Source organism: Paracoccus haematequi, from assembly GCF_900631945.1.
Classification (GTDB): Bacteria; Pseudomonadota; Alphaproteobacteria; order Rhodobacterales; family Rhodobacteraceae; genus Paracoccus; species Paracoccus haematequi_A.
The window spans coordinates 176,861-203,109 of the sequence record NZ_UZWE01000036.1 but is presented as its reverse complement, the minus strand read 5'-3'; the positions used below and the strand labels follow the sequence as shown (position 1 = coordinate 203,109).

The window sequence follows — 26,249 nt, the reverse complement described above, 5'->3', positions numbered from 1 at the left end:
GATAGATATCATGGCCAAAGAGATCCCTGATCTGGTGGCCGAGCCGCGCGCGGGGTCAGGCAAGGGGGCCGCCCGCCAAGCTCGCCGCGACGGTAAGGTTCCCGGAGTCGTTTACGGCGACCACAAAGACCCGGTCAACGTGCAGTTCGACTTCAACAAGCTGCTGACGCAACTGCGCGCCGGCCGTTTCATGTCCACCCTGTTCAACCTGAAAGTCGAAGGCCAGGAAGACGTGCGCGTCATCTGCCGCGGCGTCCAGAAGGACGTGGTGAAGGATCTGCCGATCCATATCGACTTCATGCGCCTGCGCCGCACGTCGAAGGTGAACCTGTTCATCCACGTGGACTTCATCAACCACGACAAATGCCCCGGCCTGAAGCGCGGCGGCACGCTGGTGACGGTGCGTCCCGAGGTCGAACTGGTCGTGACGGCGGGCGACATCCCGGATCACATCACCGTCGATCTGGAAGGCCTGAACGTCGGCGACACCATCCACATCAACGACGTGAAACTGCCCGATGGCGTCAAGCCGACCATCGACCGCAACTTCGTGATCGCCAACATCGCCGCGCCGTCCGCGCTGCGTTCGGGCGGTGACGACGAAGAAGCCGAGGCCGCCGCCGAGGAGTGATCCCGGCCGCCTCGCGCGATCCTGGGGCGGTGCCGCTGGCGCCGCCCTTTCCATTTTCGGGCCGCTTTGCTAGCCCGCTTGCAGGAGGTTGCCATGGAACCAGTCCACATCATCGGCGCGGGCCTGGCCGGGTCCGAGGCCGCCTGGCAGATCGCCCGCGCGGGCGTGCCCGTCATCCTGCACGAGATGCGCCCCGCCAAGGGCACCTTCGCCCACAAGACCGGCGATTGCGCGGAAATGGTCTGCTCCAACAGCTTCCGGTCCGACGACGACGTGATGAACGCGGTCGGCCAGTTGCATTGGGAAATGCGCGCGGCGGGCGGCTTGATCATGGCGACGGCCGACCGCCACCGCCTGCCTGCGGGCGGCGCCCTTGCGGTGGACCGCGAGGCCTTTTCCGCGGCCGTCACCCAGGCCTTGCAGGCCGAACCGCTGATCACGGTCGTGCCGGGCGAGGTGACGGACCTGCCGTCCGATGGCAACTGGATCGTGGCGACCGGGCCGCTGACCTCGGACAGGCTGGCGCAGTCGATCCGGGGGGTGACGGGCACGGAGTCGCTCGCGTTCTTCGACGCCATTGCCCCTATCGTCCATGCCGAAACCATCGACATGACGGTGGCTTGGGAGCAAAGCCGCTATGACAAGGGCGAGACCGAGGCCGAACGGCGCGCCTATATCAACTGCCCGATGACCCGCGACCAATACAACGCGTTCATCGACGCCCTTCTGGCCGCCGAAAAGACCGAGTTCCACGAGGGCGAGACCGCCGGCTATTTCGACGGCTGCCTGCCGATCGAGGTGATGGCGGAACGCGGCCGCGAAACGCTGCGCCATGGCCCGATGAAGCCGGTGGGTCTGACTAACGCCCATAAGCCCGACGAAAAAGCTTATGCAGTGGTTCAACTTCGGCGCGATAACGCTTTGGGGACATTGTATAATATCGTCGGCTTCCAAACCAAGATGAAATACGGCGCGCAGACCCAGGTGTTCCGCATGATTCCCGGCCTTGAAAACGCCAGCTTCGCGCGGCTGGGGGGCATTCACCGCAATTCCTTCCTCAATTCCCCCACGCTGCTGGACGACCGGATGCGGCTGCGCCAGCGTCCCAACCTGCGCTTCGCCGGGCAGGTCACCGGGGTCGAGGGCTATGTCGAAAGCGCCGCGATGGGCCTGCTGGCCGGACGGATGGCGGCGGCGCAGGCGCTTGGGCGCGACCTGCCGCCCCCGGCGCCGACCACCGCCATGGGCGCCCTGATCAACCACATCACCGGCGGAGCCGAGGCCAAGACCTTCCAGCCGATGAACGTGAACTTCGGCCTGTTCCCACCGCTGGACGAAGCGCGCGGCGGCCGGAAGGGCCGCAAGGACCGCTATCCCGCCTATACGCAGCGCGCCAAGGACGATTTCAGCGCATGGCTGGCGGCGCAATAACCCGCTTCGCGCCCTCGCCTACGGGGCTGCTGCATCTGGGCCATGCCTATGCCGCGCTTGTGGCGCAGGCGGCGGCCGGACCCGGCCAGTTCCTGCTGCGGATCGAGGATATCGACCGCGACCGCTGCCGCGCGGATTACGAGGCCGCGATTTACGACGATCTGGCCTGGCTGGGATTGACATGGCCGCAGCCGGTCATGCGTCAATCCGACCGGATGACGGCCTATCACGAGGCGCTGGCGCGGCTGGCGCCGCTGACTTATCCCTGCCGCTGCCGCCGGGGCGACATCCGCGCCGCGCTGTCGGCCCCCCAAGAAGGCGCCCTGCCGGCCGGACCCGACGGGCTGGTCTATCCCGGCACCTGCCGGGGCCGCAGCATGGCCGATGCCGGACCCGATGACGTGATCCGGCTGGACGTGGCGCGGGCCTTCGACGCCTTGGGCATCGACCGGGTGGCCTTTCGGGATCAGGCAATCATGCCCGGCCAGGATCACCTGCTGACCCGAGACCAGTTCCAAGAAGGGATCGGGGATGTGATCCTGTCGCGGCGCGGCATGGGAACGTCTTATCATCTGGCCGTCGTCGTCGACGATGCGGCGCAAGGGATAACCCTGGTCACGCGCGGAAAAGATCTTTTTGATTCAACCTATATCCACGTTCTTCTTCAGAAACTGCTGACCCTGCCGACGCCGCGTTACCACCATCACCGCCTGATCCGGGACGACGCAGGCAGGCGACTGGCGAAACGCGACGATGCCCGCGCGATCCGCAGCTATCGCGACGATGGCGCCACTCCGCAGGACATCCGCCGGATGCTCGCCTTCTGACCTGCTTTGGACGCCAAACATCCCGAGGGAGTCGCCGGAACGGCGACGGGGGCAGCGCCCCCTATCCCGCCATCGGCTCCATGATCTCGACCTCGGCCCCGTTGCGGATGGCGGTATAGAAGCAGCTTCGGCGGTTGGTATGGCAGGCCGGGCCGGTCTGGCGAACCAGCACCAGCAGGCAGTCACGGTCGCAATCCACGCGCATCTCGACCAACTGCTGCACATGGCCCGAGCTTTCGCCCTTGATCCAGAACGCCTGCCGCGACCGCGACCAATAGGTGACGCGGCCGGTCTCCAGGCTCCGTGCCACGCTTTCGGCGTTCATCCAGGCCATCATCAGGATCTCGCCGCTGTCGTGGTCCTGGGCGATGGCGGGAATCAGCCCGTTCGCGTCGTATTTCAGGCTGGCCGATTCGAACATCGGGTTTCCTTTCGCGGTGGTCGTTCCTATCTAGGCGCAAGGCAGCCCATGGGAAAGACCGATGGCCGACAGCGACCTGATGCAGCTTTATTCACGCCGGATCCTGGCGCTGACCACGGCCATTCCGCATCTGGGCACCCTGCCCGACTTCGACGGCAAGGCCATGCGCCGGTCGCCGCAATGCGGATCCTCGGTCACGGCCTATGTCGCGATGGAGGGCGACCGGATCGCCGATTTCCGGCAAGAGGTGCGCGCCTGCGCCCTGGGACAGGCCTCGGCCTCGGTCCTGGGACAGGCGGTCATCGGCCGCAGCAGAACGGAACTGGCCGCCACACGCGACGCGCTGCGCGCGATGCTGACAGCGGCTGGCGACCCCCCGGCCGCGCCCTTCGCCGACCTGGAAGCTCTGCTGCCCGCCCGCGACTATCCGAACCGCCATGCCTCGATCCTGCTGGCCTGGGACGCGGTTCTGGAGGCGATTGACCAAGCCCAGGCATGAAAAAGCCGGTCCCATTGCAGGACCGGCAGTTGCGCGTGCTGGGGATGTGACGGTCGCACAGGCGGGCGCCGTCATGGCAACGCGGGGCAGAGATCAGGCTTGCAGGATGGCGGGCAGCCACAGCACTATGACGGTCGTCACGGTCAGGGCGGTGACGCCAAGAAGATCGCAGAAGAATTCACGGGACATGAGCAACTCCTATCGGTTGCTCTTTTGTTCTCATTTTTGCAGCGATTCGTAAAGAACATTTTAAGAACTTCACCCCACCGAAATAAGCCGGATCGCATCCTCCTGGCTCATCAGCCACATCAGCATTCGAATCGCTTGCCCACGCGGGCTTTCCAGGGCCGGGTCGCGGTCCAGCAGATGGCGGGCATCCTGGCGCGCGACGGCCATCAGCCCGGCCTGATGTTCCAGGTCGCCGACGCGGAATCGGGGCAGACCCGACTGGGCGGTGCCGATCACATCGCCTGCCCCGCGCATCTCCAGATCGACCTCGGCGATGCGGAACCCGTCCTCGGTATCGCGCAGGGTCGTCAGGCGTCGCGCGCCGGTTTCGTTCAGCGGCGGGTGATACATCAGCACGCAGGTCGAGGCGCCGGTGCCCCGCCCGACCCGCCCGCGCAACTGGTGCAACTGGGCCAGCCCGAAACTTTCCGCGCGCTCGATCACCATGATCGTGGCCTCTGGCACGTCCACACCGACCTCGATCACGGTGGTCGCGACCAGAAGCCGCGCGCGGCCGCTGGCGAAGTCGGCCATGGCGGCGTCGCGCTGATCTGCCGGCATCTGGCCATGCACCAGCCGCACGATGTCGCCGAACTGCGCGCCCAGCGACTGGAACCGCGCCTCGGCCGCCGTCAGGTCGCTGACCTCGCTTTCCTCGACCAGCGGGCAGACCCAATAGGCGCGCGCGCCCTGGTCCAGCACGTGTCGCAGCCGGGCCGTCACCTCGTCCAGGCGCTGATCGCCGATCATCACCGTCGTGATCGGCTGACGCCCCGGCGGCTTTTCATCCAGGATCGAGATATCCAGGTCGCCATACTGCGTCAGCGCCAGGGATCGCGGGATCGGTGTCGCGGTCATGATCAGCATGTCGGGCGGCACCTGCCCCTTGGCCGAAAGCTCCAGCCGTTGGGCGACGCCGAAGCGATGCTGTTCGTCGATGATCGCCAGGCGCAGATCGTGGAATTCGACGCCGCGCTGGAACACCGCATGGGTGCCGACCAGGACATCGATGCGCCCCTGGGCCAGATCCTCCAGCAGTTGCGCGCGCAAGTCGCCCTTGTCCCGGCCGGTCAGCGCGGCCAGCCGCACGCCCGCCGCGCGGGCCAGAGGCTCCAGGGCGCGGGCGTGCTGGCGGGCCAGGATCTCGGTGGGCGCCATCAGGACCGCCTGGCCCCCGGCCTCGACGGCGACCAGGGCTGCCAGCATCGCGACCAGGGTCTTGCCCGACCCGACATCGCCTTGCAGCAGCCGGTTCATCCGGCCCTCGCCCGCCATGTCGTCGGCGATCTCTGCGATCGCGCGCATCTGCGCGCCGGTCGGCGGCCAGGGCAGATGGTCCAGGACCGCCCTGCGCAAACGGCCGTCGCCCCGGCTGGGGCGCCCCTTCAGCCGCCGCTTTTCGCGCCGCACCAGGGCCAGCGTCATCTGATGGGCCAGGAATTCGTCATAGGCCAGCCGCGTCCGCGCCGGGGAATCGGGCGACAGGTCGCGCATCGCCCCCGGATCATGCGCCTGCCGCAGCGCGGTCTCGAAATCAGGCCAGCCGCGCTGCGCGACAAGCTGCGGGTCGATCCATTCCCGCATGGACGGCAGGCGCGTCAGCGCGGCGGCGACGGCCTTGGCCATGGTCTTGCGGGTCAGGCCTTCGGTCAGGGGGTAGACGGCCTCGAATTCCGGCAGGGGCGGCTCGTCCTCGCGCTGGATATGGTCGGGATGGACCATCTGCGCCATGCCGTCGAACAGCTCGACCTTGCCGCTGACGATGCGGCGGGCGCCGGTCGGAAGCTGGCTTTCGATCCAGTCCTTGCGCGGATGAAAGAACACCAGCGTCAGGTCGTCCACCCCGTCGCTGCAATGGACCCGCCAGGGGCGACCCTTCGCGGCGGGCGGGTGATGGCGGCCCACGGTGACGGGAATGGTCACGATCTCGGGCGCGCGGGCGTCGGCAATCCGGTCGATGCGGCGGCGGATGACGCCGCTTGCGGGCAGGGTCAGGATCAGGTCGCGCGGCCGTTCGATGCCCATCTGCGCCAAGGCGTCGCGGCTTTTCGGCCCGATGCCGGGCAAGGTGTCGATGGCCGCGAACAGCGGAAAAAGCGCGGGCGGCCGCCCCTTGGGCTGTGTCATGTCCCGCCCGCGATGCGCAGCCATTCGTCCTCGTCGATGACGGCGACACCCAGTTCGGCGGCCTTTGCGGCCTTCGATCCGGCGCCCGGTCCGGCGATCAGCAGATCGGTCTTGGCGCTGACCGAACCGGCCACCTTGGCGCCCATCGCCTCGGCCCTGGCCTTGGCTTCGGCGCGCGTCATGCGTTCCAGGGTGCCGGTGAAGACCAGGGTCTTGCCGCTGATCTCGGTCTGCCGGACCTGGCGCGCGGCGGCCGGAAGAACCTCGACCTGGGCGATCAGGCGGTCGATCCCGGCGCGCTCGGCATCCTGCGTCAGCGTGGTGACAAGCGACTGGACCAGCACGGCGCCGATGCCGTTGATGGAGGTCAGCTCCGCCCAGTTCGGACTGTCGGTAAGAGCGGCGCGGCGGGCCTTGTCGTCGGCGGCGGCAAAGGCGGGTTCGCTGGCGGCCGCATCGACGGCGGCGATCAGCGCGTCCCAGGTGCCGAAATGCCGCGCGAGGATCCCTGCGGCGACCTCGCCCACATGACGGATGCCCAAGGCGAAGATCAGGCGTTCCAAGGGGATGCGGCGCTTGTCCTCGATGGCGGCGAACAGCTTTTCCGCGGACCTTGCGCCGAAGCCGTCGCGGTTCTTCAGCTTGGCAATGGTGCGGGCGTCGCGTTCGGCCAGGGTGAAGATGTCGGCCGGTTCGCGGATCGGCAGGAGGGGGTCTGAAAAGAACATTTCGATCTGCTTGGCGCCCAGCCCCTCGACGTCGAAGGCACCCCGACTGACGAAATGCTTCAGCTTCTCGATAGCCTGGGCGGGACAGATCAGGCCGCCCGTGCAGCGGCGCACCGAATCGCCGGGCTCACGGATCGCATCGGATCCGCATTCCGGGCAGGTTTCCGGGAAGCGATAGGGCTGGCTGCCTTCGGGCCTGCGCGACAGATCGACATCGGCGATCTTGGGGATCACGTCGCCGGCGCGATAGATCTTGACCCAATCGCCCTCGCGGATGTCGCGGCCGTCGCGGATCGGGGCGCCGCTGCTGTCGCGCCCGGCAATGTAATCCTCGTTGTGCAGGGTCGCGTTCGAGACGACGACGCCGCCCACCGTCACCGGCTCCAGCCGGGCGACCGGCGACAGCGCGCCGGTGCGGCCGACCTGGATCTCGATCCGGTCCAGCCGGGTCCAGGCGGTTTCCGCCGGAAACTTGTGGGCAAGCGCCCATCGCGGCGTGGTCGAGCGGTATCCCAGCCGCGCCTGATAGGACAGGTCGTTGACCTTGTAGACCACCCCGTCGATGTCATAGCCCAGCGTCGCGCGCTGCTGTTCGATCTCGGCCCAGACCGCCAGCATCTGATCGGCGTCGTGGCACAGCCGCGTCAGCGGGTTGGTCTGAAAGCCAAGCGCGGCCAGCCGGTCGACCGCGCCCTTTTGCGTATCGGCCAACGGTTCGCTGACCTGCCCCCAGCCATAGGCGAAGAACCGTAGCGGGCGAGAGGCGGTCACGGCGGGGTCGATCTGGCGCAACGATCCGGCGGCGGCATTGCGAGGGTTGGCGAACACCCGACCCCCTTCCGCGGCATTCAGCCGTTCGAAGTCGGCATGGCTCATATAGACCTCGCCCCGCACCTCCAGGATGGCGGGCGCGCCGGTCAGGCGGTGGGGAATGTCGGCGATGGTGCGGGCGTTGGCGGTGACATTTTCGCCCACGGTGCCGTCGCCCCGTGTCGCGGCCTGGACCAGCACGCCGTCCTCGTATCGCAACGACAGCGACAGCCCGTCGATCTTGGGTTCGGCGGTGAAAGCCAGATCCCCGTCGCGCAGGCCGAGGAAGCTGCGGACACGTGCGACGAAATCCGTCACGTCCGCGTCGCTGAAGCCGTTTTCCAGGGACATCATCCGCTGGGCATGGGTCACCTTGCCAAAGCCTTCCGCCGGGGCGGCGCCGACCGCCTGCGTCGGGCTGTCGGGATGGGCAAGCTGGGGGAAGGCGCGTTCCAGCGCCAGCAGCCGATGCTTCAGCGCATCATATTCGGCGTCCGACAGGACCGGAGCGTCCTTGCGGTGATAATCCTCGTTGGCCTGGGCGATGCGGGCGGACAGGTCGGCGATTTCATCGCCCGCGCGCCGTTCGTCAAGCGCGGCCGGGTCGGGCCGCGCTGTCACGCTGTCATCCTGCCTTGCATCCGTCATCGCTGCCTCCGCCTTCCGTCTGTCCGTTCTATACGACGTTCGGCGAAGGATTTTACAGGGGCTGCCGCACCGCTTGCGCGGCAGCCGCCCGATCAGGCGCCGACAGCCAGTCGTTCGGCATTGGGCGTGGGTTCGCGCAGGACATAGCCCCTGCCCCAGACGGTCTCGATATGACTGTCGCCGCCGATGGCTTCGGACAGCTTCTTCCGCAGCTTGCAGATGAACACGTCGATGATCTTCAACTCGGGTTCGTCCATGCCGCCGTAAAGATGGTTCAGGAACATCTCCTTGGTGAGGGTCGTGCCCTTGCGGAGGCTGAGCAGTTCCAGGATCTGGTATTCCTTGCCGGTCAGGTTGACGGCCTTACCCTTGACCTGGACCGAACGGGCATCCAGGTTCACCACGATCTCGCCGGTCTTGATGATCGCCTGGCTGTGGCCCTTGGACCGGCGGATGATCGCTTGGATGCGGGCCTGCAATTCCTCGCGGTTGAAGGGCTTGGTCATATAGTCGTCGGCGCCGAAGCCGAAGCCCCGCAGCTTGCTTTCGGTGTCGTCCGATCCGGTCAGGATCAGGATCGGCGTATCGACGCGCGCCAGGCGCAGATGACGCAGAACCTCCATCCCGTGCATGTCGGGCAGGTCCAGATCCAGAAGGATCAGGTCATAGTCATAGAGCTTGGCAAGATCGATCCCCTCCTCGCCCATGTCCGTCCGAAACACGTTGTAGCTGGCGGCGGTCAGCATCAATTCGATGGCCCGAGCGGTGCTGGGATCATCCTCAACCAACAAAATTCTCATCTATGTAAGCCCCGATTCGTGTATTCGCTGGGTTCAACCATCGACTCATAAGGTTAATATGATGTTACCATGATCCGTTGATTGATCTTGCGCAACTTATGGTTGCCGGAATCTTTGAATCGATGTGACTTTCAGGGCAGCCGGGCCGTGATCCTGGACCGCCTTGATCCAGCCGTCGAATTCTTCTTCGGACAGGCCATAGCGGTGCAGGGCCTCATCCCTGGTGATCAGGCCATGGATCACGGCGTTGACCACGGTTTCCTTGCGGCTGGCCACCCATCGCGTGTTGTCGGGCGGCAGGTCGGCCAGGGTCAGGATCCTGCCGTCTGGCAGGGTTACGGTGCGAGGTGCGTCGGTTTTTTTCAAGAACATCCCACCTGTCCTATGTCGCGTTCCAAGCAACCTTGACCCAAATCCCCTAAGGCCAGGTTGAGCGTGACAGGTTTTTCCGGGGCGGGCGGCTTGAGAATAGGCGGCATTTGCTTATATTTCGATGCAATATTGTATCCTTGGACCTGTCATGACCCTTCATCACCGCGCCACGGCGCGCGCGCCTTCGTTGAACAGCCTGGGCTTTGCCAAGCCGCCCGCGCAGACCCGCGTGGTGGTGGCGATGTCGGGGGGCGTGGACAGTTCCGTCGTCGCCGCGAAGCTGAAATCCGAGGGTTATGACGTGATCGGCGTCACCTTGCAGCTTTACGACCACGGCGCGGCCCTGGCGAAGAAGGGCGCCTGCTGCGCGGGGCAGGACATCCACGACGCCCGGCGGGTCGCCGAACGCATGGGCTTTGCGCATTACGTCCTCGATTACGAAAACAAGTTCCGCGAATCGGTGATCGACGAATTCGCCGATGCCTATCTGGCGGGCGCGACCCCGGTGCCCTGCATCCGCTGCAACGAACGGGTGAAGTTCCGCGACCTGCTGGAAACCGCGCGCGACCTGGATGCCGATTGCATGGCGACCGGCCACTATATCCAGCGCAAGGACGGCGCCACGAGGGCCGAATTGCACATGGCGGCCGACCCGAATCGCGATCAAAGCTATTTCCTGTTCTCGACCACGCAGGAACAGCTTGATTTCCTGCGCTTTCCGCTGGGCCACCTGGCCAGCAAGGCGGAAACGCGGGCGCTTGCCGCCGAATACGGGCTGGCGGTGGCGGACAAACCGGACAGCCAGGACATCTGCTTCGTGCCGAACGGAAACTATGCCGCCGTGATCGAAAAGCTGCGCCCCAACGCCGCCGAACCGGGCGAGATCGTGGACATGGACGGCGCGGTCCTGGGCAAGCACCGGGGCGTGATCCATTACACCATCGGCCAGAGGCGCGGACTGGGGATCGGCGGCCTGGGCGATCCGCTGTATGTGGTGCGGCTGGACCCCGACGCGCGGCGCGTTGTCGTCGGCCCGAAATCAGCGCTTGCGACCACGATCGTCCCGATCAGCGAGGTCAACTGGCTGGGCGATCAGCCCTTTGCCGGGGAAATTCCGGTAATGGTCCGCATCCGCTCCACCCGGCCGCCGCGCCCGGCGATCCTGTGTCCCATCGATGCCACCCGCGCCGAGGTCGAGCTGCTGGACCCCGAGGAAGGCGTCAGCCCCGGCCAGGCCTGCGTCTTCTACGAACCCGACAGCACCCGCGTGCTGGGCGGCGGCTGGATTACGCTGCGGCGTCGGAAAGCTGCCTGATCCGCTGCACCATCGCCCGCACCCCGTTCGAGCGTTGCGACGACAGGTGCTCGTCCAGGCCCAGCCGCGCCAGTTCGGCCTGGGCGTCGATCTTGCCGACCTCGGCCACCGGCACGCCGGAATACAGCGCGTGCAGCACCGCGATCAGTCCGCGCACGATCATCGCGTCGCTGTCGCCCTGGAAATCGAAGCGGCCGTTCTCGATCATCGGCATGATCCAGACCTGGCTGGCGCAGCCCTCGACCTTGGTGGCCGGCACCTGCAAGGCCGGGTCCATGGGCGGCATCGCCTTGCCAAGCTCGATCACATGGCGATAGCGTTCCTCCCAGTCGTCCAGGAAGTCGAAGGTGTCGGCGATGTCTTCGAAGGCTTGGGTTGCCATGGCGCGGTCCTTTTGGCCTGTGGTTAACGCGCCGGGACGGCAAGGTCAAAGTGCCTTTATCCGCGCGCGGATTTCGCCTAACACGGGCCGAAACGCCCAAGGGATGGTGACATGAGCAAACTGACCGCGCCGTTGTTGATCGCCACGATGATCCTTGTCGGCTGCGGACGGCTGGGCGACAGCCGCTGGAACCCGCTGTCCTGGGGATCCGCCCCGACCCCCACGCTGGAGCCCGAGGACGGCTATGCCCAGATCTCGGACACCCGTCCCCTTATTCCCCAGATCGCCGCCGCCCGGTGGGAACCGCTGAACGAAGGCCGCCTGCTGGTCGTGAACGGCTTCGCGCCGGTGCGCGGCTATTCCTCGGTCGCGCTTGTGACGGCGCGCCCGCAGCCGGGCAATCGGCTTGCCCCCGACGCGGACGGAGTGCTGCGCCTGCGGCTGGTGGGCGTCTCGCCCGCCCCCGGCAGCGCCGCCGCCCTGCCCGCCCGCCCCGGCGTGGACGAGATCGCGGCGGCGATGGCGATTTCATCGGTGCAACTGTCGCGGATCGCGGCGGTGGAGATCACGAGCGGCAGCAACGTGGTGACGCTGCGGCGGTAAGATGGACCGCCCCGGCGCCGAAATCGCGCTTGTCGTCCTCTGTGTCCCGCTGATTTGCGGGGCGACCCTATGGCTGTGGCATCTTGCCCGCAACTCGCTTCAAGGGCGGCTGCTGATCATCGCCCTTTGGCTGGTGCTTGCGGCCATGAGCCTTATCAGCGGTCCACCCTTTCCCATTGTCATGGGCTGCGCTGCCATGATGATGGGAATGCTGTTCTGGGCGGTCCACACAACGCCCTGGCGCTGAAGAGTCTAACGGCTCAACCCCCCGCTGATGCTCGGCACATCCCCCGCAGCGAAGCCGTAGTGGCGCAGCCAGCGCAGGTCGCTTTCGAAGAAGGCGCGCAGATCGGGGATGCCGTATTTCAGCATCGCGATCCGGTCGATGCCCATGCCGAAGGCGAAGCCCTGCCATTGGTCGGGGTCGATGCCGCCCGCGCGCAGGACATTCGGATGGACCATTCCCGACCCGAGGATCTCCAGCCAGGAATCCCCCTCGCCGATCTTCAGTTGCCCGCCGGACCAGTCGCAGCGGATGTCGACCTCGGCCGAGGGTTCGGTGAAGGGGAAATGGCTGGCGCGGAAGCGCAGTTCGACCTGGCCGACCTCGAAAAAGGCGCGGCAGAACTCCTCCAGAGTCCATTTCAGCTGCGCCATGCTGATGTCGCGGTCGATGGCCAAGCCCTCGACCTGGTGGAACATGGGGGTATGGGTCTGGTCCATGTCCATGCGATAGACGCGGCCGGGGCAGATCACGCGGATCGGGGCGCCGTGATCCTGCATGGCGCGGATCTGGACCGGGCTGGTATGGGTGCGCAGGACATGCGGAGGCCGGTTGTCGCCCGGCGCGCGGTGCATGAAGAAGGTATCGTGTTCCTGGCGCGCGGGGTGTTCGGGCGCGATGTTCAGCGCGTCGAAATTGTACCAGTCGGATTCGACCTGCGGGCCTTCGGCCACCGCAAATCCCATGTCGGCGAAGATCGCCGTCACTTCCTCGGTCACCTGGCTGATGGGATGGATGGTTCCCTGCGGACGCGGGCGCCCAGGCAGCGTCACGTCCAGCCACTCGCCCGCCAGACGGGCCTCAAGCGCCGCATCCTCCAGCGACAGCTTGCGAGCGCGCAGGGCGGCGTCCAGTTCGTCGCGCAGCTCGTTCAGGGCGCGGCCGGTGGTCTGGCGTTCCTCGGGCGTCATGCGGCCCAACTCGCGCATCTTCAGGCTGATCTCGCCCTTCTTGCCCAGGGCGGCAAGGCGCACCTCCTCGATGGCGGCCGGATCGGCGGCGCCGTTGATGCGGTCAAGCCATTGCTGGCGGAGCGGGTTCAGGTCGTCCATCGTCATGCCTCGTCCTTGTCGGGCATGGCGTTAGCATTTGTGGGGCCAAGGGGGAAGCCTTCAGCGCGGCGTGACGTTCAGCCAGACCCCGCCATGAGGCCGCAGCGTCAGGATCATCCGGGGCTGCGGATCGCGGCCCGGAATGGCTGTGAATCGAAACCGCGCCAGCAGCGTCGCCAGGATCACCACCGCCTCTTGCAGGGCGAAGCCCGCACCGATGCAGATGCGCGGCCCCGCGCCGAAGGGCAGAAAGGCATAGCGGTCGGGCGTCGTCAGGAAACGGTCCGGATCGAAGGCGTCGGGGCGGTCCCACAGCAGGTGGTGGCGGTGCAGCGCATAGATCGGCAGCATCACCGTGTCGCCGGGCAGAACCTGCCGGCCGCACAGCCGGTCCTCGGCCCGCGCCGTGCGCGACAGGAACGCGGCAGGGGGATAGAGGCGCAACGCCTCGTTCACGATCCGCTGGATCAGGGGCAGCGCGTCCAGGTCGGCAGCGGTCGCGGCGCGGTCCCCCAAGGCGGCCTGGGCGTCGGCCGCGGCGCGGTCCTGAACGGCGGGGTCGAAGGCACACAGATACAGCGCCCAGGCCAGGGTCAGGGCGGTCGTCTCGTGCCCGGCGACGATGAAGGTCAGCAGGTTGTCGCGCAATTCGTCGCGGGTCATGGCCCGACCCGTTTCCGGGTCGGCGGCATCCAGCAGCAGATCCAGCAGATCCGGCGCGCCTTCGGTGCGGGGGGCCGCCGCGCGGGCGTTGATGGCCCGATCCGCGATGTCTTTCATCCGGTTCAGGCCGGGGCGAGAAAAGATCCGCCCCGGACGCGGGATCCAGCCCGGCAGGCCCATCACGTCCAGCAGCGAGACCTTGGCAGTCTGCGCGATATAGCCGTCGATGGCGTGATGCACGGCGTCGCGGTCAAAGGCCCGGTCCCCCGACAGCGTGACATCCGAAATGACCTCGAAGGTCGCGGCCACCGTTTCCTCGAACAGATCGACCGGCCCGCGCGCGGCGGACAGGCGGCGGCAGGACGCCTCGGCGGCGGCGGTCATGATCGGACCAAGCGCCTGGACATGGCGCAGTGCGAAGGCGGGCGCGACGGCGCGGCGCTGCCACCGCCACTCGGCCCCCTCGGCCACGAACAGGCTGTCGCCGATGGCGGGTTCCAGGATCAGCTTGGTGACGTTGGATTTCGGATAATCCTCGACCCGATCCTTGAGGATGTGGCGCAGGGTCGCCGGATCCATGACCATATGAAACCGCACCCCGGTCCTGCCCGACACGATGGGCTGACGAGTCGCGATTTCCGGGATCAGTTCCAGCAGGTTCCGTCGGGCGGTCACGGCGGTGCCGACGATGCCCAGCGGTTTGCGGGCCAGCGCCACCCGTACGGGACAGCGCGAGGGCAAGACCCCTGCTCCCGACGCAAGCGACGCATCAGTTGGCATGAGGTCGGATCGCGCGGCCGCCGATGGGCCACGCGGCGCCGCCATGTCAGACGGCGGCCTTGCGCCGCCGCAGCATCGCCAAGCCGCCAAGACCGGCCAGCATCAGCGCGCCGGCGGCAGGAACCGGAACAGGGGCAATTGTCACCTTGACGGAATCCACGTCGAACCCGTCATAGCTGCGGGTGCCCGCGTATTCGCGCAAGGTGGCGTCGACAAGCTGGATATGGTCGAAGCTGTTCGCGATCCGCAGGGATGTGACTGCCGCAGTGTTATAGACCGTCTGCACGAAGGTCGCGACACCGCCCAAAACGGAATACACGTCCACGGCCTCGCGATGGCCGCCAGCCTGCGGGCCGCCGAACGTCACCTCTTCAAGCGTCAGAAGGGCGCCCGGCCCAAACATCGCGGCTCCGAAACCCAATGTCAGGCGACCACCCAGCCCCAGGGAGTAGAACCGCCCATCCGTCTCGCCCAAGGCGTTTCCGACCACGCGCCGCTGGTTTGCATCGCAGGCGGCCAGGGAATATGTCGCGCAGGTGCCGTAAGACGTTCCCTCGGCCACGACATTGCTGGCGGTATAGGTCGCAGCCTGGGATGCGCCCGCAGCCATGACAAAGGCCGCAGCAATTGCAGCAATGCGATGTTTCCGAAACTTCATGGACAACCCTTCACTGTGGACTCCGCCGTTCGCGGCTTCTTTCGTAACACGCTAGGCGGATTTGGGTTCGATCTCTAATCATAAAAACTTGAACAATCTCAAAATGATCGTTTTTTGGACGATAAATCATCGGCTTGCCCGGATAAAAAGCAGAAGGCCCGCCAGACGGCGGGCCTTTGCAAGCGGTCAGGGGCGCCGTTCAGGCAGCCGCCTTGGCCTTTTCCACGATCGCACCGAACGCATCGGGTTCGTTCACGGCCAGGTCGGCCAGAACCTTGCGGTCCACCTCGATCCCGGCTTTCGCCAGCAGGTTGATGAAGCGCGAATAGGTCATCTCGGCATCCACCAGGCGGACGGCGGCGTTGATCCGCTGGATCCACAGCGCGCGGAAGTTGCGCTTGCGGGTCTTACGGTCGCGGGTGGCGTACTGGTTCGCCTTGTCCACGGCCTGGGTGGCGGTGCGGAAGTTGCGCGACCGGGCGCCGTAATAGCCCTTGGCCGCGTCCAGAACCTTCTTGTGGCGGGCGTGCGTGACCTTGCCGGATTTAACTCGTGCCATTGTTCAGTCCTCGCGATCAGCGGTTGTAGGGCATGTATTTCTTGACAATCTTGGCATCCGCGTCCGACAGGACGGTGGTGCCGCGCGCGTCGCGAATGAACTTGATCGTGCGCTTGATCATGCCGTGGCGCTTGCCGGCCTGGGCGGATTTCACCTTTCCCGTGGCCGTGAACGAGAACCGCTTCTTGGCGGCCGACTTGGTCTTCATCTTCGGCATTTTCGTCTCCTTGATCGAAGTGAACGTGCGACTCGGCAATGCCATGGTGGCCGGACGCACGGGCAGGAAGCGCGCCGTATAAGCGCGCCATTCGGATTTGGCAAGGGCCTCAGGGTGTTGTCGTCACACCGCCCGCCAGACGCGCCCAGGCCTGGGGAATCCGGTCCAGGCTGAACGGCTCGGGCGCCAGATAGGCCCCGGCAAGGATCGCCGCGATGCCCAGCACCAGCAGGATCGCGCCCGCACGCGGGGCCTGGGTCCGCAGCAGTTGCACGACGGCAACGACGACCGAAAGCAAGCACAGCGCGATGCCGCCCAGCAACAGAAGATCAGACATGGAAACCCCTCGTGATGGTCCGTCCGACCTGCGCTTATTCTGGATCCGACGCGAAGATCAAGCGTTCGTCGCAGGGCGCGATCCGCACGATGTTGGTGCTGCCCGGCACGTTGAAGGGCACGCCCGCGATCACAACGACCTGCCGGGTTTCGTCGGCGAAGTTGAATTCCCGCGCCGCGCGCGTCGCGTTGACCACCGCCTCCTTGAAGCGGGACAGTTGCGGAGTGATGACGCAATGCGTCCCCCAGGTCAGGCACATGCGGCGCAGGACCGATTCCAGATGGGTCAGCGCGATGATCGGCACGCGGGGGCGCTCGCGCGCCACCAGGCTGACGGTCTTGCCCGACTGGCTGAAGGCGCAGATCGCGGCGATGTCGGTCGTCTCGGCGATCTCTCGGGCGGCGGTGACGATGGCATCGGCCACGCTGTGCAGCTTGTTCTGGCGCGAAGCCTCGATGATGGCGCGATAGTTGCTGTCGGCCTCGACCGAGCGGGCGACGCTGTCCATCGTGCGCACCGCCTCGATGGGATAGGCACCGGCGGCGCTTTCGGCCGACAGCATCACCGCGTCGGCGCCTTCATAGATGGCGTTGGCCACGTCGCTGACCTCGGCCCGCGTGGGCATCGGGCTTTCGATCATTGATTCCAGCATCTGGGTGGCGACGATCACCGGCTTGGCCGCAGACCGGCACCTGCGCACCAGCCGCTTCTGGATCGGAGGCACGGAATGGATCGGCAGTTCCACCCCCAGATCGCCCCGCGCCACCATGATCCCGTCCGAGGCGGCCAGGATCTCCTCGAAGGCATCCACAGCCGCCGGTTTCTCGATCTTGGACAGGATCGCGGCGCGCCCCCTGGCAAGCGCCCGCGCCTCCTCGACATCGGCGGCGCGCTGCACGAAGGACAGGGCCAGCCAGTCCACGCCCAGTTCGCAGGCGAATTCCAGGTCGGCGCGGTCCTTGTCCGACAGCGCCGCCAATGGCAGCACCACGTCGGGCACGTTCACGCCCTTGCGGTCGCTGATCGTGCCGCCGACCGTCACCGTGCAATCGGCGAAATCGGGACCGCATTCATCGACCCGCAGACGGATCTTGCCGTCATTGACCAGCAGGTTGCTGCCCGGCACCAGGGCCGCGAAAATCTCGGGATGGGGCAGTTGCACCCGGTGCGAATCCCCCGGCGCCGTGTCCAGATCGAAGCGGAAGCGGTTGCCCTCTTCCAGGTCGCAGGCGCCTGCGGTGAACTGGCCCACGCGCAGCTTCGGCCCCTGAAGATCGGCCAGGACGGCGATGGGGCGGCCGGTTTCCGCCTCGACCGCGCGGATCGCGTCATAGCGGGCGCGGTGATCGTCGTGGCTGCCGTGGCTCATGTTCAGGCGGAACACGTCCGCGCCGGTATCGAACAGCGCGCGGATCATGTCCTTGGTGCTGGACGCGGGCCCCAGGGTTGCCACGATCTTCACGTTGCGATGTCTTCTCATCCTGCGGCCCTCTTCCGTTTGCGCTAACTATGGTCCAGATCGCCTGCGGCTGCAACTGGCGTCCGCCGCCACCATCGCATAGACATCCTGCGACATGAAGGATGACCGACCGATGACAGACCGCGCCTTCTGGACCGAGGGAGAGGACCGCCCGTCCCGCTGGCTGATCACCTGCGACCATGCCACGAACCGCGTCCCGGACTGGGTGAACGGCAGCGACCTGGGGATCGATACGGCGGACATGACGCGCCACATCGCCTATGACGTGGGCGCGGCGGGGCTGGCGTCGCGGCTGGCGGCGCTGATGGACGCGCCGGCGATCTTCTCGGACTTCTCGCGGCTGGTGATCGATCCCAACCGGGGCGAGGACGACCCGACGCTGCTGATGCGCCTGTATGACGGCACGGTGATCCCGGCCAACAAGAACGCCGACCCGGCGGAACGCGAACGGCGGCTGGACCGGCTGCACCGTCCCTATCACGCCGCGCTGGCGCGGCTGGCGGACAGCCATCCCGACCGCTGCATCTGTGCGATCCACAGCTTTACCCCGCAACTGCGCGGCCGTCCGATGCGGCCCTGGCAGGTGGGGATTCTTTATTCCTACCAGGATGTCCGGCTTGGCCCGCCGATGGTGCAGGCCTGCCGCGAAGCGGGATGGATCACAGGCGAGAACCAGCCCTATGACGGCCATCTGGAAGGCGATTCGATAGACCGCCACGCTTTGCGCCGCGGCCGCCCGAACGTGCTGATCGAACTGCGCAACGACCTGATCGCGGACGAGGCGGGCCAGATGGAATGGGCCGCCAAGCTGGCCCCGGTGATCGCCAGCACCCTGGCAGGCGCCGGGCTGTAATCCGGTTGGGATCGCCACCCTGATCCACCGGATGCCCAGGGACCGACAATCAGCCGATGTTCAGCGTCTTGAACACGGCGTCGCGGCGCGATTGCAGGCCCTGGATCGCGTCGGGCAGGTTCAGGTTCACGAAGAACCCCCACAGAAACGGCGCCAGCAGCGCCCACCAGCTTGTCAGCGGCACCACGGAAAAGACCGCCGCCCCGGACAGCAGCGCCAGGGCCGCCGCCGCAGCGGTGGCCAGCCGGTCGGCCTGGTCCTTTTCATTCTGAAAGACCGGAATGTCGCGATCCGGGGCGGGCTGGACCGTCAGCGTGGTGGAGTGGCGCGACAATACGTGGCCCCGCACGTCGGCCAGGACGATCTGGACGGGAATCAGGCCGGGATGCGGCGGGCGGAAGGTCAGCGGCGGATCGTCCCGGCCGCCGATGCGCGCCGATCCATAGGGCGTCCAGATGCGGGCGACGTGACCGGCTGGCAGGTCGGCCAGTCCGATCCGCAACTCCTGACCCGCCACGGGCAGGCGGGGATCGGTCTCGATCGTCGGGACGGGCGGTTCGGGCGGCTCGATCCGGCGTTCCAGCGGGGGGACGGAATCGGTCCCGGCTTCGACGCCCGAGGGTTTGACATCGGCCAGATCCTCGAACGAGGCCAGCTTGGCAGTCCGGGCGTGGCGCTGATAGTCCTGGACCAGCCCGGCCAACCGGGTCAGCGCGGCGACGGGCGCACCGTCCAGGTCGCGCAGGATCTCCTCGGTCCGGGCCAAAGGGTCGGGAAAACCGCTGTTCGCGGCCCCGGCCGCCAGGGCGCGCAGGTGCCGGGCAATGGCCGGATGCGCGGCGGCGGCGGCACGGCGCAAGGTGTCATGGGCGTCGCGCAGCGCGGTCAGCGTCGCGGCCGGGGTGGCGTCGCCGGGGGGCAGGAACCCTGCCCGCACCGCTTGCAGCGGGGCAAAGGCCTGGACCGCCGCGTCCCGCGACCAGCGGTCCAGATCCCGGATCGCCGCCCCGGCATCCGCCGCGAAATCCGACAGCGCCGTCAGTGCGGCCCGTTCGGCCTGGGCGGCCTGCGTTTCGATCAGGCGCCGGGGACGGTCGATTTCGCCCGCCTCGATCATCCCTTGGGCGGTTTCCAGCGCCTCGGCCCAGTGGTCCAGCGGCTGCGCGGGCAGTTCCGACACTGCGGGCAGGCCCCGCAGCGCGGCCAGTGACGGCGCGATGGTCCCGGCCAGCGCCTGGCGCCGGGCATCCGCGTCCTTCAACCGGGCATCAAGGGCGTCGGTCATGTCCTTGACGGCCTGCGCGACGGCATCCTGGTCCCTGGCCGACCGGACCTGCTGTTCCTGACCGACAATCACCTCGTTCAGCTCGCGCGCCACGACCGTGTCGCGCTGCCGGGCGCGCAGCGCCTTGGCCGCGACAAACGCCTGGCCCGCTTCCAGCCGGGCGCGGGCCAGCATCTGGCGCGGCAGGATCTGGTGGCGGACCGCCCAGCCCAGCAGGATGCCCAGGACCAGCATCGCACAGATCGCCAGCCAGCCGATCTGGCCGGTGGCCCTGATCGTCAGCGCAAAGGGCTGCACCAGTTGCGGCGCCGTGATCCAGACCTGTCCCGACAGCGGACCAAGCGCCGGAAACGCGCCTGTCTGGCGGGGCGCCACGGTCAGTTCGGCAAAGCTGCCCGCCGTGACGGCTGCGCCTGCGGGCAGAGCCAGCCGGACGGGAACCGGGCTGCCCCGGCGGTCGGTGCCATGGAGGTCCGCCTGGGACGAGATCCTCAGCGGCCCGATGGCGGGCTGGCCGGGGGCGGCAAAGACCGCCTGCACGCGGTCGGCACCCCGGACCCCGCCCAGCGGCCCCAGGCGCAGGACGCCCAGGTCCAGGTCCGCAGGCAGGGCCAGGACGCTGGCGGGACGCTGGACCACCACCGTCTGGTCGCAGGACAGCCTTGCGCCGGGGCGGGGAAAACCGAAGCGCAGCGTCGCGGGCGTGGCGGGGGGCACCTGGTCCAGCGGCTGGAACAGGATCGTCATGCGCCGGGTGGTGCTGCCCGCGATCTGGCCTGCCTGCGCGGTCTCGACCGTCACGGCGGCATCGCCGAAGGGCGGCAGGCTCCAGCAGGCGGCGGGCGGAACATCGCCGTCGAACAGGATTTCGACGCAGCCCTGGTTCGCAGCCCCTGGGCAGGGGACGATGGGCAGCGTGCCTTCCGCCAGGCGCTGGATCGCGGGGGCGGGATTCGACGCGGTTGCTTGCCCCACAGGTTGCGCGGCCAGGGGCGCGGCCGCCAGCCCTGTCGCGACGGCCAGTGCCAGGTGCAATCGGGACCGCATCTCACCACCCCACAACCTTTGCGGAAAGGATGACACAAAAGCCGATTCGCGGTAAGATTTCAGTCCGATGCAGCCGCGCGGGCTGCCTGTGATGGAAGCGGTTCACGGTGAACAAAGCCAAGCTCAGCACGGCATTGCTGGCGGCATTCCCGCTCCGCGCGAAATTCGCCATGTTCCTGGGCCAGCGGTTCAACGTCCTCTATGACACGCTGACGCCGCAAAGCGCGCTGGACGTGGAATACTGGAACATCGTCGTCCAGGTCCAGGCCGAGGGCTGGCTGGAAGCCCTGGCCCGCGCCGCGCACGAGGCGGTGCCGGGAAACGCCGCCCTTGCGGATCTGATGCTGGAGGACGGGCTGACCAGCGGCGCGCGCGTCGCCGTCGCCGATGCCGCGCAGCAGGCCATCGCGGAAAAGCCCCGGATCCGGCTGGAACGCGTGGTGCGCGACAACAGCGATTTCAGCGACATCGCCACCTTCCTGGCCCGCCTGTCCGCCCTGGAAGGCCAGACCTGCCGGATCGAGCTTGCCGGGTCGCCTCCGCGCGCGCTTGGCACGGGCTTTCTGGTCGGGGCGGATCTGGTGATGACCAACCAGCATGTCCTCGACGGGCTGGCGGCGGATGCCGGGATGATCTGCCGGTTCGACTACCTGGTCGATGCGGGCGGCGTCCGGGTGCGCGAGGGGGTGGCGGTTCCCGTGGCACAGGACTGGCTGGTCCAGGAACGCCCGCCCGACCCTGCCGACGAAAGCCTGGCCGAGGACGACATCCCCGCCGCCGACAACCTGGATTTCGCCCTGATCCGCCTGTCCCGGCCCCTGGGCGCCCTGCCCCGCAGCGGCGATGAGGGGCCGGACAATCCGCCGCGCGGCTGGATCGGCATCGACCCCGCGCTGCATGCGGGCGAGAGCGACGACCTGTTCATCCTGCAACATCCCGAGGGCGCGCCGCTGAAGCTGGGCGTCGGGCGGCTGACCGCACTGCACGGGGCCGGGCTGCGGTGGCGCCACGATGTCGCGACCGAGCCGGGATCGTCAGGGTCCCCGGTCTTCAACCGCAAGCTGGATCTGATCGGCCTGCACCATGCGGGCGATCCCAACTATTTCCGCACCGCCGCGTTCAACCAGGCGATCCCGATGGACCGGATCGTCCGCTGGCTGGACGGCAAGGTCGATCCCTTCTGGACGCAGGCGCCGCCATGAAGCTGAACAATGCCGAGGCCAATCTGCTGTTCAGGCGCCTGCTGGACGCGTTTCCGACCCCCGGCCGGCTGGACATCATCCTGGCGCAGCCGCCGATGAACACCGCGCTTTCCCGGATCGCCAGCCGGGGCGGAACGCTGGAGGACGATTATTTCCAGCTTGTCACGGCGGCGAATGCCGAAGGCTGGATCGGGCAGCTTCTGGACGGGCTGCGGGCCGTCGACCAGATCAATCCCGACCTGATCGCGCTGATCGACGGCTTCGGGGCCTCTCGCGCGCCGACGAACGTGCCCGCGCATCTGGAACTGCTGCTGGATGGCGCGCCCTTCGTGAACCAGCACCCCCTGCGCCACGCGCTGCTGACGATGACCCAGCCGCACGGCCCCAAGGTGCTGCACGTCACCGGCGCGCCGACCAGCGGCAAGACCTACAGCCAGTACCTGATCGCCCATGTGGCGCGCAGCGTGAACGCCCGCATCAACCTGCCCCTGCCGTTCGAGGCCACCACAACCGCCCAAGACGTGATCGCGGATCTGGCCGACCAGATGAAGCTGGGCGCGCCGCCGACCCTGGCCGACGGGCCGCAGGATTCCACGGCGGTCACGCGCCTGGTGCGGTGGTTCGCCATCGCCGCAAGCGACCTGAAAGAGGACTGGTGGCTGGTCTTCGACGGCTTCGACAGCCCCAAGATCGACGACAGCCTGCGGATGCTGATGTATGGCCTGGCCCAGGTCGTCGGCAACGGCCAGCCCAGCCGGATCCGGCTGTTCCTGCTGGCCTGGGACCGGCCGATTTCCGGTCCTCCGCCGGGACGGGTGTTCGAACAGGCCGTGCAGTCCTTCGACCGGCCGCATGTCAAGGACTATCTGGACGAGCTTGTCCGGCAGTTCGCCATGCCCAGCGGCATGTCCTCGACCGACGAAATCCTCAGCCTGTGCTATGAGGTGTGGGACACGGTGGCCGATCCCATCGCGCGGGCCATGGCGCTGCCCGAAGGGGGCATGGTGAACGCGCTGACCCTGATCGCCGAGGCCCGCACGCCCCAGCGGCGCTATGCCTTGATGGCGCTTGCGACCGACCTGCTGGCGGCAGGGGCTGGACGCCAAGCGTGGCATCCAGCCCCTGCCGCAGGATCGCAGGCAGCCCCTGCCCTGGCGCCAGAACGCCGCTCTGGTCAGCGACGCGGACTGGTTCCAGTCCACCAAGGCCGCGTTCTAGAGGGGCGCACCGCGCCGCCATGAGGAAGTTGCTTCAGCAGGTCGGTGACGAACTCCGGCGCCGACAGCAGATCCTGGGCATTCGCGGCCTCTGCGCCCCTTGGGCTGCGGATGCTGCGGCCGAAGGCCCCGGCCACGATGTCGCCCCAACTGCCCAGCCAGCCCGGCAGATCGGCCTCGTCCATCGTCTTGCCCAGGCGCCAGTGCCGGGTGGCCTTGATCTCGACCGGGCAGGCGATGGCCAGATGCGGCGGGCGCGGGCTTGGCAAGGTCGGCAGGACCTCTTGCGCGACCACACCGCCCAGGCCCACCGACAGGACATCGACCTGCCTGCCCGGCATCGCGCACAGCGACAGCGGCGCCAGGGCATCGGCCAGCAGCGGCGCTGCGGCGGCCCGCGCCCCTTGGGCGAAATGGTCCACCTGGGTGCGGATGACCGGGCCAAGCTGGCGTTGCAGCGCCGCATCGCGGGACGCGCCCTCGCGCAGATAGCGTTCGACCGCGCGGCCGATGTCATGGGACAGGCGCAACCGGCAGGCCAGCATCTCGTCCAGGCCATAGACGATGTGCAGCGGATAGACGCCTTGCGCCTTCAGCCGCAAGGTCAGCCGCAGCGCCAGCCGGGCGATCAGGTCGCCATCCATCAGCGGTTCGTGAAACACCAGCATCAGCCGGGGATAGCGTTCGCGCGCCGCGTCATCGTCCAGATAGGCCGCCGTCTCTGCAACGCCCTGCGCGCCCAGGCCCAGGGTGCCGTCCTCGACCAGGCCGAAGCGTTCCGCATGAAGGGCATGGCCCAGAAGCCCCTGCCTGCGGGGCGGGGCCGCCGTCGCCTCGGCCCTCGCCGTCAGGGCGAAGGCCCTGTCGTCCTGGGGGGCCAGGCGGATGACCCAGGCGTCCCGGCCGTTCTCGGCCCAGTCGGCGAAACGCCACAACGCATGGCCGGGACGATGAAAATAGCCGCCCCAGCCGGCGCCGCGCGCGTTCTGGACGATGAACCCGTTCCTGTCATAGCCGGTGACGACGAAGGCGTGCCTGCCGCGCGGCTGCGGCGGGTTCGCCAGGTCGAAGGGGATCCGGCCGCGGCGGTCCAGATTTCCCCAACCGTCATGAATGTCGGCGGTGACGATCACCGCCCCGGCATCGGCAATCGCCATCCGCATGTCGTCGACCGTCAGCCGGACCCGCAGATAGGCGCCCAGCGTGATCCGCCGCGCGGCCTTGGCGATGGTCCGGGTCAGGAAGAACGCGGGCCGTTGCGGGACATAGGCGCATAGGGATTCCGGGCAGACGCCGTTATGGTGGAACCCCTTGATGACGGCGCGCAGGCTGGTGCCGTCGGGCGTGTCGTCCAGCCATTCGTCGTGCCGCCGCGCCATCCGGTCAAGCATCCGCACGCTGGCCGTCAGACCCTGCGGCGGCGGGCGATACCCCCTGCGCCGGGCAAGCTGGATCTCGATCGCCGCGGCCAGGGCGAAGGCGGCGCAACTGCCCTCGGCCCCCTGGTCGCCGATGGCACCGGGGCTGGGAATCAGGCGCTGCGGGACCGGCGTCAGGCCGGGTCGATAGAACCTGTCGCGCTTGTCGGGCCGGTCGGGCACCACGCCGCCCTCTGTCCCCGTCCCCCCCGGACCGCGAGAAGCGCCGGTATCGGCCAGCAGGATCGGCAGCGGCAACGCCTCGATCGGTTCACGGGGACCGGGCGCAAGACCGCCCGTCCAGAATATCGTCGCGGCATCGTCGTCAGGCCTGTCGCCGGTTCCATCCAGGATCTCGGCCAGCCATGTCTGCTGCTGCACCATGCCCGAGGCACGCAGACCGTCGTTCCAGTCCCTCTCGACAGGGTTCCGCAATCCGACGATCCCGACCGAATGTTCCAGCCCCTCGGCCGATCCCTGGATGTGCAGGCCGACCACATGCCCGGTTTCGGGATCGAAGACCGGCGCGCCGGAAAACCCCGGCAGGGTGGTCGCGTCGTGCCGGAACTGAGCAGCCCGCTGTTTTCCGCCCCCAATGGCGGATTTCCGTTCGCCGACCGCAAGATATTGACGCTCGATATAGGGGTCGGTCTGATTTTTGAAGACTTCGACACCCCCGACCAGGGGATAGCCGATCACGGCGATGCTGTCCGGCACCGCCCGATCTGTTTTCAGGATCAACGCATCGCAATCGTCCTGAATCTCGAAAACAGCCAGGTCCAGGGGCGCGGAACATATCCAGCGGATGACGGGATGGGAAGAACCGTCGGGAAAGACGACCTGGGCATCCCGCTTGACGACCGTCTGCTTCTGCACGTCGCCGGCGTGGCGCAGGGTGCCCTCGGTCACAACGATCCTCAGGACATGGCCGGCGGTCAGAAACCGCCGCGTCCTGCCCACGGCTTCATCGGTCGAAAACGGCCAGGCCGTCGCCACCGGCTGGAAATCGCGACCGTCCCGGACCTTGAGCAAGGCCACCTTCGAGGCCTGATGGTCGATAAGGGATTTCAGTCGGGCGGAATCGATCCCTGGCAGATCCGGGGGCGCAGCGATCTTTTCCTGCGGGGGCAGCAGATAAACGGGGCGGCGATCGTCGATAATCGACCGGGCACGGGAATTTTCCGCGCCGATGGCCATCAACCGGCGGGCGGCGGCCAAGGGATAATCCATCGCAACCTGTTCCATCCTAAATACAAAAGAAAACTCGTTAATATATGTATGTTGCGATTAACCCTGATTCGTGGCAATATTAATTATAAAAGTATCCGCAGTTTGTTATTTTGTGCCTTTCGGGCTTTTGATGACCCTTTGCCCGC

25 protein-coding genes are annotated in these 26,249 nt (G+C 67.3%); 10 read left to right on the top strand and 15 right to left on the bottom strand.

Annotated elements, in window-relative coordinates; all coding sequences use genetic code 11:
* The first annotated feature begins 10 nt into the window (after positions 1 to 10).
* From PARHAE_RS13575 to gluQRS, 3 genes are all read left to right on the top strand, one after another.
* Positions 11 to 631, top strand: a complete 621-nt coding sequence (locus PARHAE_RS13575; RefSeq protein ID WP_126155121.1) for a 50S ribosomal protein L25/general stress protein Ctc — start codon at positions 11 to 13, stop codon at positions 629 to 631.
* Positions 632 to 724: 93 nt separating this feature from the next.
* The gene (gene trmFO, locus PARHAE_RS13570; RefSeq protein WP_126155120.1) at positions 725 to 2,062 is read left to right on the top strand and encodes a methylenetetrahydrofolate--tRNA-(uracil(54)-C(5))-methyltransferase (FADH(2)-oxidizing) TrmFO; all 1,338 of its coding nucleotides are present in this window, start codon (positions 725 to 727) and stop codon (positions 2,060 to 2,062) included.
* On the top strand, positions 2,044 to 2,889 hold the full coding sequence (gluQRS, locus tag PARHAE_RS13565; RefSeq protein ID WP_126155119.1) for a tRNA glutamyl-Q(34) synthetase GluQRS: 846 nt from the start codon (positions 2,044 to 2,046) through the stop codon (positions 2,887 to 2,889). Before trmFO ends, gluQRS begins: the two co-directional genes overlap by 19 nt.
* Before the next feature lie 61 nt (positions 2,890 to 2,950).
* On the opposite strand, the gene hisI is transcribed toward gluQRS, so the two are convergent.
* Positions 2,951 to 3,310: a phosphoribosyl-AMP cyclohydrolase gene (gene hisI / locus PARHAE_RS13560; RefSeq protein ID WP_126155118.1), complete on the bottom strand. Its 360-nt coding sequence runs from the start codon at positions 3,308 to 3,310 to the stop codon at positions 2,951 to 2,953.
* 61 nt (positions 3,311 to 3,371) lie between these two features.
* On the opposite strand from hisI, the gene PARHAE_RS13555 reads away from it, so the two are divergent.
* Entirely contained in the window at positions 3,372 to 3,809 is a 438-nt protein-coding gene (locus tag PARHAE_RS13555; protein ID WP_126155117.1) for an iron-sulfur cluster assembly scaffold protein, read from the top strand.
* Positions 3,810 to 4,067: 258 nt separating this feature from the next.
* Here PARHAE_RS13555 and recG read toward each other — a convergent pair whose 3' ends face one another.
* The 4 genes from recG to sciP form a co-directional block, all read right to left on the bottom strand.
* Positions 4,068 to 6,188: an ATP-dependent DNA helicase RecG gene (gene recG, locus PARHAE_RS13550; protein WP_241232809.1), complete on the bottom strand. Its 2,121-nt coding sequence runs from the start codon at positions 6,186 to 6,188 to the stop codon at positions 4,068 to 4,070.
* Positions 6,161 to 8,350, bottom strand: coding sequence for an NAD-dependent DNA ligase LigA (gene ligA / locus PARHAE_RS13545; protein ID WP_126155115.1), 2,190 nt, complete (start codon positions 8,348 to 8,350; stop codon positions 6,161 to 6,163). The genes recG and ligA overlap by 28 nt, the downstream gene beginning before the upstream one ends.
* A gap of 92 nt (positions 8,351 to 8,442) precedes the next feature.
* Complete coding sequence (ctrA, locus tag PARHAE_RS13540) at positions 8,443 to 9,150, bottom strand: response regulator transcription factor CtrA (RefSeq protein ID WP_126155114.1); 708 nt, start codon at positions 9,148 to 9,150, stop codon at positions 8,443 to 8,445.
* A gap of 96 nt (positions 9,151 to 9,246) precedes the next feature.
* Positions 9,247 to 9,522, bottom strand: a complete 276-nt coding sequence (gene sciP, locus PARHAE_RS13535) for a CtrA inhibitor SciP (protein ID WP_126155113.1) — start codon at positions 9,520 to 9,522, stop codon at positions 9,247 to 9,249.
* Between the two features lie 148 nt (positions 9,523 to 9,670).
* On the opposite strand from sciP, the gene mnmA reads away from it, so the two are divergent.
* Entirely contained in the window at positions 9,671 to 10,837 is a 1,167-nt protein-coding gene (mnmA, locus tag PARHAE_RS13530; protein WP_126155112.1) for a tRNA 2-thiouridine(34) synthase MnmA, read from the top strand.
* Here the strand turns inward: mnmA and PARHAE_RS13525 are convergent.
* Positions 10,809 to 11,219 (bottom strand): SufE family protein, encoded by a 411-nt coding sequence (locus PARHAE_RS13525; protein ID WP_126155111.1) that lies wholly within the window; start codon positions 11,217 to 11,219, stop codon positions 10,809 to 10,811. The two genes, mnmA and PARHAE_RS13525, sit on opposite strands and share 29 nt — an antisense overlap.
* 111 nt (positions 11,220 to 11,330) lie before the next feature.
* On the opposite strand from PARHAE_RS13525, the gene PARHAE_RS13520 reads away from it, so the two are divergent.
* Positions 11,331 to 11,822 carry a hypothetical protein gene (locus PARHAE_RS13520; protein ID WP_126155110.1) on the top strand — a complete coding sequence of 164 codons (492 nt, stop codon included), beginning with the start codon at positions 11,331 to 11,333 and terminating at the stop codon, positions 11,820 to 11,822.
* 1 nt (position 11,823) lies between these two features.
* Complete coding sequence (locus PARHAE_RS13515; RefSeq protein WP_126155109.1) at positions 11,824 to 12,069, top strand: hypothetical protein; 246 nt, start codon at positions 11,824 to 11,826, stop codon at positions 12,067 to 12,069.
* Positions 12,070 to 12,074: 5 nt separating this feature from the next.
* Here PARHAE_RS13515 and pheS read toward each other — a convergent pair whose 3' ends face one another.
* The 7 genes from pheS to pyk all read right to left on the bottom strand — a co-directional run bounded on the left by pheS (position 12,075) and on the right by pyk (position 17,851).
* The gene (gene pheS / locus PARHAE_RS13510; protein ID WP_126155160.1) at positions 12,075 to 13,157 is read right to left on the bottom strand and encodes a phenylalanine--tRNA ligase subunit alpha; all 1,083 of its coding nucleotides are present in this window, start codon (positions 13,155 to 13,157) and stop codon (positions 12,075 to 12,077) included.
* Positions 13,158 to 13,217: 60 nt separating this feature from the next.
* Positions 13,218 to 14,600: a cytochrome P450 gene (locus PARHAE_RS13505; RefSeq protein ID WP_126155108.1), complete on the bottom strand. Its 1,383-nt coding sequence runs from the start codon at positions 14,598 to 14,600 to the stop codon at positions 13,218 to 13,220.
* A 46-nt stretch (positions 14,601 to 14,646) separates the two neighbouring features.
* On the bottom strand, positions 14,647 to 15,258 hold the full coding sequence (locus PARHAE_RS13500) for a VPLPA-CTERM sorting domain-containing protein (protein ID WP_126155107.1): 612 nt from the start codon (positions 15,256 to 15,258) through the stop codon (positions 14,647 to 14,649).
* A gap of 199 nt (positions 15,259 to 15,457) precedes the next feature.
* Positions 15,458 to 15,817, bottom strand: coding sequence for a 50S ribosomal protein L20 (rplT, locus tag PARHAE_RS13495; RefSeq protein WP_126155106.1), 360 nt, complete (start codon positions 15,815 to 15,817; stop codon positions 15,458 to 15,460).
* 16 nt (positions 15,818 to 15,833) lie between these two features.
* Positions 15,834 to 16,034, bottom strand: a complete 201-nt coding sequence (rpmI, locus tag PARHAE_RS13490) for a 50S ribosomal protein L35 (protein ID WP_126155105.1) — start codon at positions 16,032 to 16,034, stop codon at positions 15,834 to 15,836.
* Positions 16,035 to 16,143: 109 nt separating this feature from the next.
* Positions 16,144 to 16,371 carry a hypothetical protein gene (locus PARHAE_RS13485; RefSeq protein ID WP_126155104.1) on the bottom strand — a complete coding sequence of 76 codons (228 nt, stop codon included), beginning with the start codon at positions 16,369 to 16,371 and terminating at the stop codon, positions 16,144 to 16,146.
* Positions 16,372 to 16,405: 34 nt separating this feature from the next.
* Entirely contained in the window at positions 16,406 to 17,851 is a 1,446-nt protein-coding gene (gene pyk, locus PARHAE_RS13480; protein ID WP_126155103.1) for a pyruvate kinase, read from the bottom strand.
* 112 nt (positions 17,852 to 17,963) lie between these two features.
* Here pyk and PARHAE_RS13475 point away from each other — a divergent pair, with 112 nt between their 5' ends.
* Positions 17,964 to 18,704 carry an N-formylglutamate amidohydrolase gene (locus PARHAE_RS13475; protein WP_126155102.1) on the top strand — a complete coding sequence of 247 codons (741 nt, stop codon included), beginning with the start codon at positions 17,964 to 17,966 and terminating at the stop codon, positions 18,702 to 18,704.
* Positions 18,705 to 18,753: 49 nt separating this feature from the next.
* Here the strand turns inward: PARHAE_RS13475 and PARHAE_RS13470 are convergent, their stop codons facing one another.
* On the bottom strand, positions 18,754 to 21,024 hold the full coding sequence (locus PARHAE_RS13470; protein WP_164555247.1) for a coiled-coil domain-containing protein: 2,271 nt from the start codon (positions 21,022 to 21,024) through the stop codon (positions 18,754 to 18,756).
* 119 nt (positions 21,025 to 21,143) lie between these two features.
* Between PARHAE_RS13470 and PARHAE_RS13465 the strand changes: the two genes are divergently transcribed.
* Positions 21,144 to 22,238 (top strand): trypsin-like peptidase domain-containing protein, encoded by a 1,095-nt coding sequence (locus tag PARHAE_RS13465; RefSeq protein WP_126155100.1) that lies wholly within the window; start codon positions 21,144 to 21,146, stop codon positions 22,236 to 22,238.
* On the top strand, positions 22,235 to 23,479 hold the full coding sequence (locus PARHAE_RS13460; protein ID WP_126155099.1) for an effector-associated domain EAD1-containing protein: 1,245 nt from the start codon (positions 22,235 to 22,237) through the stop codon (positions 23,477 to 23,479). The genes PARHAE_RS13465 and PARHAE_RS13460 overlap by 4 nt, the downstream gene beginning before the upstream one ends.
* Here PARHAE_RS13460 and PARHAE_RS13455 read toward each other — a convergent pair.
* A complete protein-coding gene (locus PARHAE_RS13455) occupies positions 23,413 to 26,103 on the bottom strand; it encodes a trypsin-like peptidase domain-containing protein (RefSeq protein WP_164555246.1) in 2,691 nt (896 codons plus the stop codon). The genes PARHAE_RS13460 and PARHAE_RS13455 overlap by 67 nt on opposite strands.
* Positions 26,104 to 26,249: the final 146 nt, after the last annotated feature.

Bases quoted from the DNA above. Each gene is read 5' to 3' on its own strand.
- PARHAE_RS13575 (WP_126155121.1), top strand. From the start codon at position 11: ATGGCCAAAGAGATCCCTGATCTGGTGGCCGAGCCGCGCGCGGGGTCA.
- trmFO (WP_126155120.1), top strand. From the start codon at position 725: ATGGAACCAGTCCACATCATCGGCGCGGGCCTGGCCGGGTCCGAGGCC.
- gluQRS (WP_126155119.1), top strand. From the start codon at position 2,044: ATGGCTGGCGGCGCAATAACCCGCTTCGCGCCCTCGCCTACGGGGCTG.
- hisI (WP_126155118.1), bottom strand. From the start codon at position 3,310: ATGTTCGAATCGGCCAGCCTGAAATACGACGCGAACGGGCTGATTCCC.
- PARHAE_RS13555 (WP_126155117.1), top strand. From the start codon at position 3,372: ATGGCCGACAGCGACCTGATGCAGCTTTATTCACGCCGGATCCTGGCG.
- recG (WP_241232809.1), bottom strand. From the start codon at position 6,188: ATGGCTGCGCATCGCGGGCGGGACATGACACAGCCCAAGGGGCGGCCG.
- ligA (WP_126155115.1), bottom strand. From the start codon at position 8,350: ATGACGGATGCAAGGCAGGATGACAGCGTGACAGCGCGGCCCGACCCG.
- ctrA (WP_126155114.1), bottom strand. From the start codon at position 9,150: ATGAGAATTTTGTTGGTTGAGGATGATCCCAGCACCGCTCGGGCCATC.
- sciP (WP_126155113.1), bottom strand. From the start codon at position 9,522: ATGTTCTTGAAAAAAACCGACGCACCTCGCACCGTAACCCTGCCAGAC.
- mnmA (WP_126155112.1), top strand. From the start codon at position 9,671: ATGACCCTTCATCACCGCGCCACGGCGCGCGCGCCTTCGTTGAACAGC.
- PARHAE_RS13525 (WP_126155111.1), bottom strand. From the start codon at position 11,219: ATGGCAACCCAAGCCTTCGAAGACATCGCCGACACCTTCGACTTCCTG.
- PARHAE_RS13520 (WP_126155110.1), top strand. From the start codon at position 11,331: ATGAGCAAACTGACCGCGCCGTTGTTGATCGCCACGATGATCCTTGTC.
- PARHAE_RS13515 (WP_126155109.1), top strand. From the start codon at position 11,824: ATGGACCGCCCCGGCGCCGAAATCGCGCTTGTCGTCCTCTGTGTCCCG.
- pheS (WP_126155160.1), bottom strand. From the start codon at position 13,157: ATGGACGACCTGAACCCGCTCCGCCAGCAATGGCTTGACCGCATCAAC.
- PARHAE_RS13505 (WP_126155108.1), bottom strand. From the start codon at position 14,600: ATGCCAACTGATGCGTCGCTTGCGTCGGGAGCAGGGGTCTTGCCCTCG.
- PARHAE_RS13500 (WP_126155107.1), bottom strand. From the start codon at position 15,258: ATGAAGTTTCGGAAACATCGCATTGCTGCAATTGCTGCGGCCTTTGTC.
- rplT (WP_126155106.1), bottom strand. From the start codon at position 15,817: ATGGCACGAGTTAAATCCGGCAAGGTCACGCACGCCCGCCACAAGAAG.
- rpmI (WP_126155105.1), bottom strand. From the start codon at position 16,034: ATGCCGAAGATGAAGACCAAGTCGGCCGCCAAGAAGCGGTTCTCGTTC.
- PARHAE_RS13485 (WP_126155104.1), bottom strand. From the start codon at position 16,371: ATGTCTGATCTTCTGTTGCTGGGCGGCATCGCGCTGTGCTTGCTTTCG.
- pyk (WP_126155103.1), bottom strand. From the start codon at position 17,851: ATGAGAAGACATCGCAACGTGAAGATCGTGGCAACCCTGGGGCCCGCG.
- PARHAE_RS13475 (WP_126155102.1), top strand. From the start codon at position 17,964: ATGACAGACCGCGCCTTCTGGACCGAGGGAGAGGACCGCCCGTCCCGC.
- PARHAE_RS13460 (WP_126155099.1), top strand. From the start codon at position 22,235: ATGAAGCTGAACAATGCCGAGGCCAATCTGCTGTTCAGGCGCCTGCTG.
- PARHAE_RS13455 (WP_164555246.1), bottom strand. From the start codon at position 26,103: ATGGATTATCCCTTGGCCGCCGCCCGCCGGTTGATGGCCATCGGCGCG.